Below are 12855 nucleotides of genomic sequence, written 5' to 3'. Positions count from 1 at the left end.
TGGCCGAAACTCCCCGGAACAGCAGGTCCCAAGCCTACCGTCGGCTCAGCTTGGCCGAGAAACACGACAAATTCGTCAATCAGTATTCGCGGCGGACCCTGTTCCGGGTGGGCGCGGTGAGCGGCGCGGCGCTCGCCGCCGGCGGTGTCCTTCTGCCCGGCACCGCCATGGCCTCCCCTGGGCCGACCGTGCTGCTCAACGCGGACAAGGTCGCGGGTTCGGCGCTGCGGCCGTTCGGACGGCACATCGCCTACGGCGCCGACCCGTCCCAGCAGGTCGTCGTCTCCTGGCAGGTACCCGCGGCGGTGACCGCGCCGTTCGTCCGGATCGGCACGGTCCCCGGCGACTTCAGCCCGCCCATCCAGGCCGAGGTCCGGGCGCTGACCAGCCAGATGTCCTGGCAGCACCCGGTCGAGGAGTATCCGCCGAACAGCCCGAAGTCGATCACGCAGTACTACCTCCACGCCCGGATCGACCGCCTGCTGCCCAACACCACGTACTACTACGTCGTCGGCCACGAGGGTTACGACCCCGCCGGCAGGCTCGGCGAGATGGCGAGTTTCCGCACCGCCCCGGCCGCGGGTGGCGACGGCACGTTCTCGTTCACGGCGTTCGGCGATCAGGGCGTCGGCTACAACGCCGTCGCGACCAGCAGCCTGATCGCAGGGCTCGACCCGGCCTTCCACCTCGCCATGGGCGACCTGAGCTACGCCCTCGAGGGCGAGGGCGGGCACCCCGAGGAGGACCAGTACGACGCCCGGCTGTGGGACTCGTTCTTCGTGCAGAACGAGCCCGTCACCGCCGGGATCCCGTGGATGATGGCGCTCGGCAACCACGAGATGGAGGGCTGGTACTCCGAGGACGGCTACGGCGGCGTCCGGGCGCGGTTCACCATGCCGGACAACGCCTGGGACGGGTCCACCTGCATCTACTCGTGGCGCTACCAGAACGTCGGCCTGATCAGCCTGGACGGCAACGACGTCTGCTACAACAGTCCGTCCAATCTGGACTACACCAAGGGCAAGCAGCTCAAGTGGCTCGGCAAGACGCTCGCCGCCTTCCGCGCCGACCCCACGATCGACTTCATCGTCGTCTACTGCCACCAGTGCACGTACTCCACCTGCCATTCCAACGGCGCCGAACTCGGCGCGCAGAAGGACTGGGCCCCGCTGTTCGACAAGTACCAGGTCGACCTTGTACTCAACGGGCACAACCACATCTACGAACGGACCGACCCGATCCGTGCCGGCAAGGCCGTCAAGAAGGTGCCGTCGCGCGGGACCACCAATCCGGTCAAGGACGGGACGACCTACATCACCGCGGGCGGTGGCGGCGGCAGCGTTTCCGAGTTCCCGGCGCCCGACACCTACCTGGGCCACGAGACCACCAACGACTCCCCGGTCCCGATGAAATATTCCGAACGGGACGGCCAGGACCGCACCAAGAAGGTCACCTGGTCCCGTGTCCGGTTCCGCGGCTACAGCCTGGTCGCGGTCGACGTCATCGCGGGCACGGGCACCACACCGCCCAAAATGGACGTCCGGGCGATCAGTGCCGACGGCACCCTGGTCGATCAGATCATCGTGCAGCGCTCTTGACCCGGCGGCGGCCCCCGGCACCGCCGAGCGCGGGAGCCGCCGCCTTTCCCGCATCGACCGGAAAGTCGGTCCACATCGGCCGATCGGCCGGTGTCCGGACACCATTTCCGACCTGGTTTCCGAAGCGCCGGAACGGTTTTCGTGCGGTCCGCCGCTGTTACGGACTCATGACAAGAACGAGACGGGACAACGATGATCGTCTCTGAACATCGACGTCATGTTCGACGACGAACGAACCAGGCCGATAGCCGTTCCCGGCGCGAACCGGCGGCTCCGCCTCCGCGTGATGGTCGTGACCGCTTTCCTGGTCGTCACCGGAATCCTCGGTTACGTGATCTTCCGGGCCAACGCGGCGGGCCGCCCCGTGCGGGACGAGCGGAGCGCCACCGTCGTCTTCGACCGTACGTCGGGCGAGCAGGTGGTCGGGAACCATGGCGACGAGAGATTTCGCACCGCCTCGGTGGTGAAACTGTTCATCGCGCTCGACGCCATCACCCGCGGCCCGCGGAAGTCCGACGAAGCCCAGATCCACCGGATGCTGTCGAAAAGCGACGACGCGATCGCCAACACCCTGTGGACCCGGAACGGCTCGTCCGCGATCGTCACCAGGACGGTGGCCGCCATCGGCCTCAAGAACACCACCCCGCCCGCCGACGCGGGCCGCTGGGGCGACACGCTGTCCACCGCGGACGACATCGTCGCGACCTACCGGCACATCCTCGCGCTGCCGAAAGCCAAGCGGAATCTGATCCTGAAGCCGCTGCGGGAGGCGCCCAGGACCGCCGCCGACGGGTTCGACCAGCACTTCGGCATCCCGTCGGCCTTCCAGGACCGGCCGTGGGCCGTGAAACAGGGCTGGGCGGCCGGACACGGCGCCGTGGATGCGCATACGACCGGGCTCGTCGGCGGGGGCGACCGCTACATCGTCGTCATCCTGTCCAGCTTCGCCGAAGGCACCGACCTCGGGGTGGCGACAGCATCGGCTACTTCGACCGCCGAGTCCCTGGTTCCCCGTCTGGAAAAGTGACTTCGGCGGCGTTCTCCACCGTCGCCCTGAAAGCGCTTACAAGAAGCTCGGCGAAACAGGCCCGCGGCGCCGCCGAGACACCTCCGGTCTGGGCCTTCAGCACGGCCAGCTGCTCACTCGCCAGCGGTGCGATCCGGTCCATGAACTGGCCGAGGAACCGCAGTGCCGCGAGCGGCGGGATCCCGGCCCCGGCGAGGTCCGCCACCGCCCGGGAAACGGACTGGCGCACGACGGCGGGCGCTCCCGCGTCGTCCTTGCCGAGGACGCCGTGCCGTTCCAGGCACCGGGCGACGGCGGGCTGGTCGCGGGCGATGTCGGCCATCGCCGCGTCCAGCCGCTCGGCGGCGTCCACCGTGGTCGTTCCGAGCATCGCGGCGATGGACACCAGGTTGAAGCCCTGTTTCTGCAGCACCGTGATACGCCTCAGCCTCCGCAGATGAACCGGGCCGTAGTAGGCGGATCGGCCACGGCGGACCGGCGGAGGCACCAGGCCTCTCGTCTGATGCGCCCGGATGTTGCGTGCCGACATGCCGACGATCGCGGACAGTTCTTCGATCGTGTATCCGGCCGGTCGCGACGAAAAGGGCTTCACGCCGACCAGCTTAACCAATGGTCGGATGAGTACCCAGTGAAGGCGGGCGCAATGGCGGCACCACCGTCACCCGGCTGAATCAACGAGTTGCCATAAGTCCATCGGTTCCCGCCCGGGAACACAAGGTGAACGGGAGGTTTACATGGTTTCGTGCCAGCCGATGCCGGTTTTGGGGCGTTCTCCGCCCGCCGACTACTCCGGTCAGGCGATCTTGGTGGGCCGGGGACTTCCTTACCGTTTAAATGCTGCCAAGACATCTGATGTCTCGACTCTGTCGACGCCCGCGGAGCGCCGCTGAACCCGATGGTTGGTCGTCAAAGTTTCAACTTTTCACCAGGAGGTTTTCGCATGTTCTGGAAACGGATCGCGGTCGCCGCCGTGGCCGCGACCGGCTTGGCCGCGGCGCTGGTGGTGTCCCATCAGGACACTCCCGCCGCCGCGATCGAGCCCGCCGCGGCGAAGGTGCCCGCGTTCGACCACATCGTCCTCGTGATGTTCGAGAACAAGGACTACAAGGAGATCAACGGCAGCTCCAAGGCGCCTTACTTCAACAAACTCGCCTCGCAGGGGGCGAAGTTCACCAAGGCTTACGGGACGACGCACCCGAGCCAGCCGAACTACATCGCCCAGTTCGCGGGTTCGACGCACGGTGTCGACAGCAACAAATGCCAGGATCTGGGGAACAAGGAGAACATCGCCTCCCAGCTGGCGGGGATCGGCAAGAAGTTCGTCGGCTACGCGGAAAGCATGCCGTCCGACGGCTACACCGGCTGCGAAAAGGGCAACTACGCCCGAAAGCACAACAGCTGGGTCAGCTTCGGCAATGTCCCCGCCTCGGCCAACAAACGGTTCTCGTCGTTCCCGACCGACTTCACCAAGCTTCCGCACGTCGCTTTCGTGACCCCCGACCTGTGCAGCGACATGCACGACTGCTCGGTCGACACGGGCGACAAATGGCTGAAGAAGAACCTCGACGCGTACGCGCAGTGGGCCAAGACGCACAACAGCCTGCTGATCGTCAATTTCGACGAGGACAGCGGGACATCGGTGAACCAGATCTACACCACCTTCGTCGGCGCCCACGTGAAGCCGGGCAGCTACAGCGAATCCGTCAACCACTATTCGATCCTCCGCACGATGGAGGCGGCGTTCGGCCTGCCGGGCATCGCCAACGCGGCGAACAAGTCGCCGATCACGAGCGTGTGGCAGTAATCGGGTGAACCCCGCGGGCGTGTCCACTGTGGACGCGCCCGCGGGCGGGAAAGGTGGTCCGTCGCGTGTACCTGTCCACGATCGGCCGCCGGGAGCATCCCGGCGGCGTTTCCAAGAAGTCCTTCGCCCTGCTCGGCGGGAACGTCTTCGCCCTGGGCACCGTCAGCCTCGTCACGGACGTCTCCTCGGAGATGGTGACGGCCGTGCTGCCGGTGTACCTGGTGCTCGGGCTGCACCTGGGCCCGGCGGCCTACGGCGTGGTGGACGGCCTCTACACCGGCGCGACCGCGTTCCTTCGCCTGGTCGGCGGCTACGTCGCGGACCGCGTCCGGCGGCGCAAGGCGGTCGCCGGGCTGGGCTACGCGATGTCGGCGGTGGCAAAACTGGGGCTGGTCGCGGCCGGTTCGTCGGCGACCGCGATCGGCGTGGTGCTGACCGCGGACCGGACGGGTAAAGGCCTGAGGACCGCGCCCCGCGACGCGCTGATCACCCTTTCGGCTCCCGAGCACATGCTGGGCCGCGCGTTCGGGGTGCACCGGGCGATGGACAGCGTCGGCGCGTTCCTCGGCCCGCTCGCCGCGGTCGCCGTGCTGGCCGTGGCGGGTTCGGCGACCGGGGTCGAAGGGTTCGACGCGGTCTTCGTGACCAGTTTCTGCATCGCCGCCGCCGGGGTGCTGCTGCTGGCGCTGTTCGTCCGCGACCACCGCACGCCCAAACCACCCTCGGGCACCGTGTCCCTGCGGGCGGCGACCGGGCTCCTGCGCGGCACCGGCGTGCGACGGCTGCTGATCGCCGCCTGCGTCCTGGGTCTCGCGACCATCGGCGACGGATTCGTGTACCTCCTGCTCCAGGCGAAGGAGGACATCGCCACCGGCTGGTTCCCGCTGCTGGCGGTCGGCACGAACCTCGGCTACCTGCTACTGGCCGCGCCGCTCGGCGCGCTGGCCGACCGGATCGGCAGGCTGCCGGTGATGCTCGCCGGCTACGGCGCTCTGGCCACCGTCTATCTGCTGCTGCTCAGCCCGCTGACCGGCTGGGCGCTGTTCGCGCTCACCCTCGGCCTGTACGGCGTGTTCTACGCGTCGACCGACGGCGTGCTGATGGCACTGGCCGGGCCGTTGCTGCCGGAGGCGTTGCGCACCACCGGCATCGCGATCGTGCAGAGCGGGCAGGCGCTCGCCTACTTCGTCTCGTCCGTCCTTTTCGGACTCTCATGGCAATTCTGGGGTGCGACCACGGCGATCGCGATCGCCGCCGGAACGGTACTGGCCGCCGTCGCCGCCACCCTCGTTCTCTTGGCTCCCCGCAGGAAGGCACGACCGTGAACACCCGCACCCGCGTCCTGATCGCCGTCACCGGAGTACTCGCGCTGGCCGCGGCCGCCGTGATCTACGTCGGGGTGGCGGGAGCGCGCAACCAGGACACCGCGTCGGCGGGCACCAGCGGCGCGGTCACCCTCGAAAGCGGGCGGCTGCTGTTCCGCAGCACCGCCGACGCCGACCGCGGGCACGTGTCCAGCGTCGCCGCCGCCGATCCGGGTGGAGCACGGGCGGTGTCGACCGTGTCGTGCAGCCGGGTCTACGCGGCGGGCGGCACCGGGATCTGCCTGCGACCGGAGTCGGGTCTGACCACGTATCAGCTGGCGGTGCTCGACGGCAAGCTGGCGGTCACGCAGGAGATCCCGTTGGTCGGGCTGCCCAACCGGGCCCGCGTCTCGGCCGACGGGCGGCGGCTCGCGTGGACGGTGTTCGTCACCGGCGACTCCTACAACGGCGGCCGGTTCTCCACCCGCGCCGGCACCCTCGACCTCACCACCGACAGCGTCGAGGGCACGCTGGAGGACTTCGCCGTGACCGTGGAAGGCAAGCCGTACAAGGCGGCCGACTTCAACTTCTGGGGCGTCACCTTCACCCGGCAGTCGAATCGGTTCTACGCCACCATGTCCACCGGCTCCCACCGGTACCTCGTCGAAGGCGACTCCGCCGCCCGGACCGTGAAAACGCTGCGGGACAACGTCGAATGCCCCTCCCTCTCCCCCGACGAGACCCGCATCGCCTTCAAGTCCGCCATCGACGGCGATCCCGCCAAGGGCTGGCGGGTCTCGGTGCTCGACCTCGCGAGCGGCACCGTGACGCCGCTGGCCGAGACCCGGAACGTCGACGACCAGCCCGCGTGGCTCGACGACCGCACCGTCGCCTACGCGCTCCCCCGCACGCAAGGACATTCCGACGTCTGGGCCGTTCCCGCCGACGGCACCGGAGCTCCGCACCTGCTCATCCCGGAGGCCGAATCGCCCGCCGCGCTGCCTTAATGAGGGGTCGTGAGTGGCGATGTTCTCTTGGCGAACGCGGCGTGTTCGACTGCTCGCGTGCCTGCCGGAGTCGGGTGTCGCGAAAGCCACTTTCGGGACATCAGACGTCCCGAAAGTGGCTTTCACAACGCTTCCCGACGAGGCCACGTGCCCGGCGAGCCGTAGCGATCATCCGAGCAGGCGTCGCCCGCAGCCCGACAGGACGACTTTGACCTTCGGCTCGAGTAGGCCGTGTCCTAGGCTTCCGGAAATGAAGGACGCGCTGCTGATCGTCGACATGCAGGAGATGCTCGTTCCGCTGGTCTGGCGCGGCGAGGAGCTGGCCACCCGGATCGCGGCGCTGGCACGGAAAGCCCGCGCCCATGGCGTTCCGGTGATCGCGCTGCGGCAGGTCGGCGCGCCCGGCACCGACTTCGATCCCGCGTCACCGGGCACCCGGCTCAGCCCGCTGCTCGGCCTCGAACCGATCGACGTGGTGGTCGACAAGACCGCGACGGACTCCTTCCACCGCACCGGACTGGCAGGCCTGCTCGTCGACCGGGGCGTCGACACCGTGGTGCTGACCGGGCTGGCCACCGACTACTGCGTCGACGCGACCGCGCGGTCCGCGCAGAGCCACGGTCTGGACGTCGTGCTGGTCGGCGACGGCCACGCGCCCTCGTCCGACGGCGATCCCACCGTGGGACTGACCGCCGAACAGGTCATCGCCCGGCACAACCTGCTCCTGGCCACCGCGATCCATCCCGGCGGACGGCTGCGCGTGGTGCCCGCGGCGGAGCTCGAGTTCACCGCCTGAGCGGGCGTGATCGTAGGATCGGCCCGCCATGATCACGAACTTCCTGCTCGACCACTCCGCCCTGGTGCCGGTGGCGATCCTCCTGGTGGCGCTCCTCTGCGCCGTCCTCGGCCTGCTGTTCGCGGGCAGGCGCCGGATTCTGTGGGCCCTCGCCGGGGTGTCGCTGGTCCCGGTCTTCGCGCTGACGCTGGTGCCCACCGGCCGCACGATCGACGAGATCGTGTGCACGGTCCAGTTCTCGCTGCCGACGCTCGGCGCGGTGGAACTCCTGGCCAACGTCGCCCTGTTCCTACCGCCGGTCTGCTTCGCCGCGCTGGCGTCCCGGCGCCCGCTGGCGATGCTCGCGGCGGGCTCGGCGCTGTCCGCCGTGATCGAGGCCTTGCAGGCGCTGGTGCCCGCGATCGGCCGTGCCTGCGACACCAACGACTGGCTGATGAACACCCTCGGCGCGATCCTCGGCGCACTCCTCGCGGCAGGCACGGCCCGGCCGGCGAACCGCCGCGCTCAGTCGGGCAGTTCGACGGGCGCGATGTCGTCGTAGACGTCGCCCGGTCCCGGGTTGGCCGGGTCCGTCTCGCCGCCGAAGTGGTTCATGACGCCCCACACCGCGTTGAGCGCGGTCTGAACCGCGCCTTCGGCCCAGCCCGCCGTCCACGAAACGTCGTCACCGGCGAGGAAGAGACCGCGGTGGCGCTCCTCCAGCCGGTCCTGCTTGAAATGCGTGAACAGCCGGTGCTGGTAGCGGTAGTGGCCGGGCAGGTTGGCCTTGAACGCGCCCATGAAATGCGGCTCGGCCTCCCACGACACGGTCACCGGGTCGCCGATGATGTGCCGCCGGACGTCGACGCCCGGGTAGATCTCCTTGAGCGACTGGAGCATCACCTCGACCCGCTCGGACACCGAGAGCGGCAGCCACTTCAGCGAATCGTCGGCCCAGGTGTAGGACAGGCAGATCACCGCGGGCGCGTCCGGATCGTCGCCGAGCAGATAGGTGCCGCGCGGCATGCGGTCGGTCAGCGTCATGCTCATCGTGTCGCGTCCGGTCACCGGATCCTTGTCCAGCCAGAACGGCCGGTCCACCGGGACGAAGACCTTCGAGGACTCCATGTAGTGCGTGCGCTCGATGGCCGTCCAGTGGTCGATCGGGAACAGCGCCTCATCGCATTCGATCTTCGACAGCAGCATCCAGCTCTGCGCGGTGAACACCGCCGCCGGATAGGTGCGGATGCGGCCTTCGGTGTCGGTCACTGTGATGTTGTTCGGCGCGGTGCGGTGCAGCCGGGCTACGCCGGGGTTCGGGCCGCCGCCGTGCAGCGAGCTCAGACTCGTTCCCTGGGGCCAGAACGCGAGGTCCTCGGGCGCGTGTTCCCACAGCCGCAACGGAAGCTGCCTGCTGCCGCCGACGATGCTGCGGTGCTCGTCGTCGGCGCCGGTGTAGACCACCCGCAGGATCTCCAGGATGGAGTTCGGGAAGTCGGTGTCCCAGCCGCCGGTGCCGAATCCGACCTGCCCGAAGATCTCACGGTCGCGGAAGGAGGCGAACGCGGGTGACTGACAGAGGAAACCGTAGAAGGTCTGGTCGTCCAAGCGCGGCACGAGTTCGTTCCACAGCCGCTTGATCGTCTTCGCGTCGCGCTCGCGGATCGCCTTCTGCATCTCGGTGAACGCGGCCTGCTCGGACAGCGTGCTGTCCCAAGCGGCCGCGACCTTGCCGAAGACCGCGGGGAGTTCGTCGGCCGAGCGCGCGTAGTGGCTCTCCCCCTTGAGGTCGACGACGGTGCTCGGCGTTCCCGGCGCCAGCGGGTTCGGGAACGGTGTGGTCTCCAGGCCGACCTTGTCGATGTAGTGGAACAGCGCGGTCGACGCCGGCGGGAAGCGCATCGCGCCCATCTCCGCGACGACGTCGTCCGGGCAGCCCGGGAAGTTCACGGTGCGCAGGCGGCCGCCGATCTCGGCGATCTCGTACACGACCGGGCGCAGGCCCAGCTTCATCAGCTCGTACGCGGTGACGATGCCCGAGAGGCCGCCGCCGATCACCGCCACCTCGGTGCCGTGCCGTTCGGCGGGGAGCGAGCCGAGGCCGGCGGGGTGGGCGAGGAAATCGTCGTAGGCGAACGGGAAGTCGGGGCCGAACATGGTGATCGGGCGGCCGGCCGGTTCGTCGCTGTGGATCGCGGTCGGGAGGGCGGAGGTCATGCGGAAAGTCCTCGGTACAGATCGGGCCGTCGGTCGGCCAGGTGGGTGTTCTCCAGTCGCGACGCGACGAGCGCGTCACGGGTGACGTCGGCGCTGATCAGCTCCGGGCCGGAGCCCGCGCGGGCGAGTACCTCGCCGGTCGGGGCGACGACGCAGGACCGGCCGCAGTAGGTCAGGTCCTGTTCGGTGTCACAGCGGTTCGCGTAGGCGACGAAGAGCTGGCTTTCGTAGGCGCGGGCGGGAACCAGCGTGTCGGCGACCAGCTCGTACGGGCTCATCAGCGCCGTCGGCACCACGAGCAGCTCGGTCCCGGCCAGCGCGTGCGCCCGCACCAGCTCGGGGAACTCGACGTCGTAGCAGATCAGCAAGCCGATCCGGAGGCCGTCGAGGTCCGCCTGGACGACCGCTTCGGCGCCCGGCTCGAACCAGTCGCGGTCGATGTCGCCGAACAGATGGGTCTTGCGGTAGTTCGCCAGACGGCGTCCGTCCGGGCCGATCAGCTGGACGGCGTTGTACACGCGGCCGCCGTCGGACTCGGGGTAGCCGTAGACCAGCGCGGCACCGTTTTCCCTTGCCAGCGCGGACATCCGGGCCGAAGTCGGGCCGTCGGCCGGTTCGGCGAGTTCGTGGGAGCGGGCGCCGATGTGATAGCCGGTGGTGATCATCTCGGCGGCGATCACGAGATCGGCGTCCGACGTCGCGACGGCGGACGGCAGCTCGGCATGGGAACCTTGATGGACGGCGATCTTCACACCGACGACGATATCCGCCGTTTCGATGCGCCGATAAGGGCCAATCGTTGCGCGTGGAGCTGGCAGACCCTCGAACTGATGCGGTTCGCTGCAATTCTGCGGCGATCTGTTGTCTGGATCACCCGCCCGGAGCCGGCTCCTCCGCCTGGTCGTCCGCCCAGCCGAGCGCCTCGGTGATCGCCTTCTCCGCGATGGCCGACATGGTCGACATATAGGTACCGCTGACGTGGTTGTCGTCGAGATAGACCAGCACGTTGCCGATCACCGGCGGGCAGACCTCGGCCGTGCAGAAGTAGTCGCTGAAGTCGAGGAAGCGCACGTTCGGCGGCAGATCCGGCAGCGTCTCGTACGGCGGTTCCTCCGCATAGAGGTCGTAGCGTGGAGCGGCGCACTCGGGCGCCTGCGCGCCCCGGCTCTCGACACAGGCCGACGGCGACTGGCCGAACCGCGGGTTGTCCCGCACGGCCAGCACCGGGATGCCCACCTCGTCGACCTTGCGCCACTGGGCGACGTAGCCGCCCGGAACCCGTTCCTCGACACCGGTCCGCACGTCCCTGGTGCCGATCGTCATCACCGCGTCGGGCCGGGCCGTGACGATCTCGTCCACCACGGCGGAGTTCCAGTCGATGCAGGCCTGGTCGCCCGGCACGGCGTCGGAGTCGGTGGAGAACGGGCAGCCGCCGCGCAGGATCGAGGTCACCTCCCAGTTCCGCTGCTCGGCGATCGGCAGCAGGGCACCGAGGAACTGCCCGGCGTGCGAGTCGCCGGTGACCACGATCCGCCGGGTGGGATGCCCCGACGTCTCCGAAGTGCAGACCTCGAGGTCGGCGTTGCGCGGAGACACCCCGCAGCGGGCCGGGTCGATCCCCGCCCAGTCTTCGGACACGGCGACGAACGACGGGACGAGGGTGGCGTCGGCGGCGCCCCAGTACTTGAAGCCTTCGGTATGCGCGAGCGCGCCGGGGTGGTCGGGATCGTCGACCGCGATCGAATAGGTGTCCGCCTGGCTCACGCTCACCCACTGCCAAGCGCCCGTCGCGGCGAGCACGGCCGCGAGGGTCGCGACGCCGAACCGGTAGGCGCCCCACCGGTTCCCTGCCCCGATCGCGGATGCGCGGACCGGTTTTTCGACCAGGTGGTGGGTCAGCACGGCGAGGACGAAGGCCAGCGCGATGATCACCGCGCCGCCGCGCAGGCCGACCTCTTGCCGGTCACGGGCGACGAGGTAGAACACCAGGACCGGCCAGTGCCAGAGGTAGAGCGCGTAGCTCAGGTCGCCGAGGTACGTCAGCGGGCGGCTGGACAGGAAGCGGTCCACGCCGCCCTTGAACGCGGTGTCGCCCGCGAGGATCACCAGCGCGGCCGAAAGCGTCGGCCACAACGCGAGATAGCCGGGGAAGACCGTCCCGACCTGAAGCACCAGCCCGCAGGAAACCAGCCCGACGACGCCGGCCCAGCCGAACACGACCCGCGCGGACCGGGGCACCCGGACGCGGTCGAGAAGCAGGGCGAGCAGGCCACCGAGCGCGAATTCCCAGGCCCTGGTCAGCGAATCGAAGTACGCCAGCGGCTGGTCGGCCGCGGTGAGCCACACCGAGTAGGCCAGCGAGGCCGCGAACATCGCGCCGAGAGTCGTGAGCAGCAGCGGGAGGACGTTGCGGCCCGCTTTCTTGGCGATCAGCAGCACCAAGCCGACCAGTAGCGGCCAGACCACGTAGAACTGCCCCTGGATCGACAGCGACCAGAAGTGCTGGACGACGCTGGCCGAGTTGTGCTGGGCGAAGTAGTCGGTGGAATCCGCCGCCAGCTGCCAGTTCTCCAGGTAGAGCGCGGAGGCGACGACCTCCTTGATCGTCTGGAACCAGCGGTTCTGCGGCAGCAGCACCGTGCTCGCGGCGATGATCAGCAGCAACACGGTGAGCGCGGCCGGGAACAGCCGTTTGATCATCCGGCCCCACATCGGCCGGTACTCGATCTTCCCGCGCGCCGCCGCGCGGTGGAGCTGGCCGGTGACGAGGAACCCGGAGATCAGGAAGAAGGCGTCGACGCCGCCGGAGATCCGGCCGAGCCACACGTGATAGACGACCACCAGCACGCACGCCAGCGCCCGCAGTCCCTGGATCTCCGGACGGAACCGTCGTTCGGCAGCACTCTCCCGCACACAACCACCCACCAAGATCACCGGCCACCGACGGGCGGGGACCCTACGGCAGGAAGCTGTGAACGAGCTTAGTTCGGATGATCGGATGGCTACCGGCGGGTAGGGCGCGGGCGGGGCGGGCGGCGAGGGTGCCGGTATCGGGTGGGTCAAGGTGGTCGTGAGTGGTAAGTGTCGTTAGAACGCGACTTTGAGCTTCCCCCGGTTGTCCGG

The 12855-nt window shown here is 68.9% G+C and carries 11 protein-coding genes; 7 read left to right on the top strand and 4 right to left on the bottom strand.

Annotated features, from left to right (window positions below; all coding sequences use genetic code 11):
* Positions 1 to 50: 50 nt before the first annotated feature.
* Together B0293_RS38785 and B0293_RS38780 are read left to right on the top strand one after the other, a co-directional pair.
* Positions 51 to 1598 carry a purple acid phosphatase family protein gene (locus tag B0293_RS38785; protein WP_245192159.1) on the top strand — a complete coding sequence of 516 codons (1548 nt, stop codon included), beginning with the start codon at positions 51 to 53 and terminating at the stop codon, positions 1596 to 1598.
* 217 nt (positions 1599 to 1815) lie between these two features.
* On the top strand, positions 1816 to 2625 hold the full coding sequence (locus tag B0293_RS38780; RefSeq protein WP_005167288.1) for a serine hydrolase: 810 nt from the start codon (positions 1816 to 1818) through the stop codon (positions 2623 to 2625).
* Here the strand turns inward: B0293_RS38780 and B0293_RS38775 are convergent.
* Positions 2582 to 3217 carry a MerR family transcriptional regulator gene (locus B0293_RS38775; protein WP_039919793.1) on the bottom strand — a complete coding sequence of 212 codons (636 nt, stop codon included), beginning with the start codon at positions 3215 to 3217 and terminating at the stop codon, positions 2582 to 2584. The genes B0293_RS38780 and B0293_RS38775 overlap by 44 nt on opposite strands.
* A gap of 348 nt (positions 3218 to 3565) precedes the next feature.
* Between B0293_RS38775 and B0293_RS38770 the strand changes: the two genes are divergently transcribed.
* The 5 genes from B0293_RS38770 (at position 3566) to B0293_RS38750 (ending at position 8077) form a co-directional block, all read left to right on the top strand.
* Positions 3566 to 4429 (top strand): alkaline phosphatase family protein, encoded by an 864-nt coding sequence (locus B0293_RS38770; RefSeq protein WP_005167294.1) that lies wholly within the window; start codon positions 3566 to 3568, stop codon positions 4427 to 4429.
* A 65-nt stretch (positions 4430 to 4494) separates the two neighbouring features.
* Entirely contained in the window at positions 4495 to 5754 is a 1260-nt protein-coding gene (locus B0293_RS38765; protein ID WP_005167296.1) for an MFS transporter, read from the top strand.
* On the top strand, positions 5751 to 6740 hold the full coding sequence (locus B0293_RS38760; RefSeq protein ID WP_005167298.1) for a TolB family protein: 990 nt from the start codon (positions 5751 to 5753) through the stop codon (positions 6738 to 6740). Before B0293_RS38765 ends, B0293_RS38760 begins: the two co-directional genes overlap by 4 nt.
* Positions 6741 to 6990: 250 nt before the next feature.
* Complete coding sequence (locus B0293_RS38755) at positions 6991 to 7536, top strand: cysteine hydrolase family protein (RefSeq protein WP_005167300.1); 546 nt, start codon at positions 6991 to 6993, stop codon at positions 7534 to 7536.
* A 28-nt stretch (positions 7537 to 7564) separates the two neighbouring features.
* The gene (locus B0293_RS38750) at positions 7565 to 8077 is read left to right on the top strand and encodes a VanZ family protein (RefSeq protein WP_005167302.1); all 513 of its coding nucleotides are present in this window, start codon (positions 7565 to 7567) and stop codon (positions 8075 to 8077) included.
* On the opposite strand, the gene B0293_RS38745 is transcribed toward B0293_RS38750, so the two are convergent.
* From B0293_RS38745 to B0293_RS38735, 3 genes are all read right to left on the bottom strand, one after another.
* The gene (locus tag B0293_RS38745; protein ID WP_005167304.1) at positions 8041 to 9732 is read right to left on the bottom strand and encodes a flavin monoamine oxidase family protein; all 1692 of its coding nucleotides are present in this window, start codon (positions 9730 to 9732) and stop codon (positions 8041 to 8043) included. The genes B0293_RS38750 and B0293_RS38745 overlap by 37 nt on opposite strands.
* The gene (locus tag B0293_RS38740) at positions 9729 to 10484 is read right to left on the bottom strand and encodes a carbon-nitrogen hydrolase family protein (protein ID WP_005167306.1); all 756 of its coding nucleotides are present in this window, start codon (positions 10482 to 10484) and stop codon (positions 9729 to 9731) included. Before B0293_RS38740 ends, B0293_RS38745 begins: the two co-directional genes overlap by 4 nt.
* A 118-nt stretch (positions 10485 to 10602) precedes the next feature.
* A complete protein-coding gene (locus tag B0293_RS38735) occupies positions 10603 to 12645 on the bottom strand; it encodes an acyltransferase family protein (protein ID WP_005167308.1) in 2043 nt (680 codons plus the stop codon).
* Positions 12646 to 12855 lie beyond the last annotated feature (210 nt).

The sequence above is a fragment of the Amycolatopsis azurea DSM 43854 genome, from assembly GCF_001995215.1.
GTDB lineage: Bacteria > Actinomycetota > Actinomycetes > Mycobacteriales > Pseudonocardiaceae > Amycolatopsis > Amycolatopsis azurea.
The sequence above is the reverse complement of the archived record's forward strand: the minus strand, read 5'-3'. Positions and strand labels throughout refer to the sequence as shown.

What these genes read in the sequence shown, in the direction of transcription:
- B0293_RS38780 (WP_005167288.1), top strand. Translation starts at nt 1,816, where the DNA reads ATGTTCGACGACGAACGAACCAGGCCGATAGCCGTTCCCGGCGCGAAC.
- B0293_RS38770 (WP_005167294.1), top strand. Translation starts at nt 3,566, where the DNA reads ATGTTCTGGAAACGGATCGCGGTCGCCGCCGTGGCCGCGACCGGCTTG.
- B0293_RS38755 (WP_005167300.1), top strand. Translation starts at nt 6,991, where the DNA reads ATGAAGGACGCGCTGCTGATCGTCGACATGCAGGAGATGCTCGTTCCG.
- B0293_RS38750 (WP_005167302.1), top strand. Translation starts at nt 7,565, where the DNA reads ATGATCACGAACTTCCTGCTCGACCACTCCGCCCTGGTGCCGGTGGCG.
- B0293_RS38745 (WP_005167304.1), bottom strand. Translation starts at nt 9,732, where the DNA reads ATGACCTCCGCCCTCCCGACCGCGATCCACAGCGACGAACCGGCCGGC.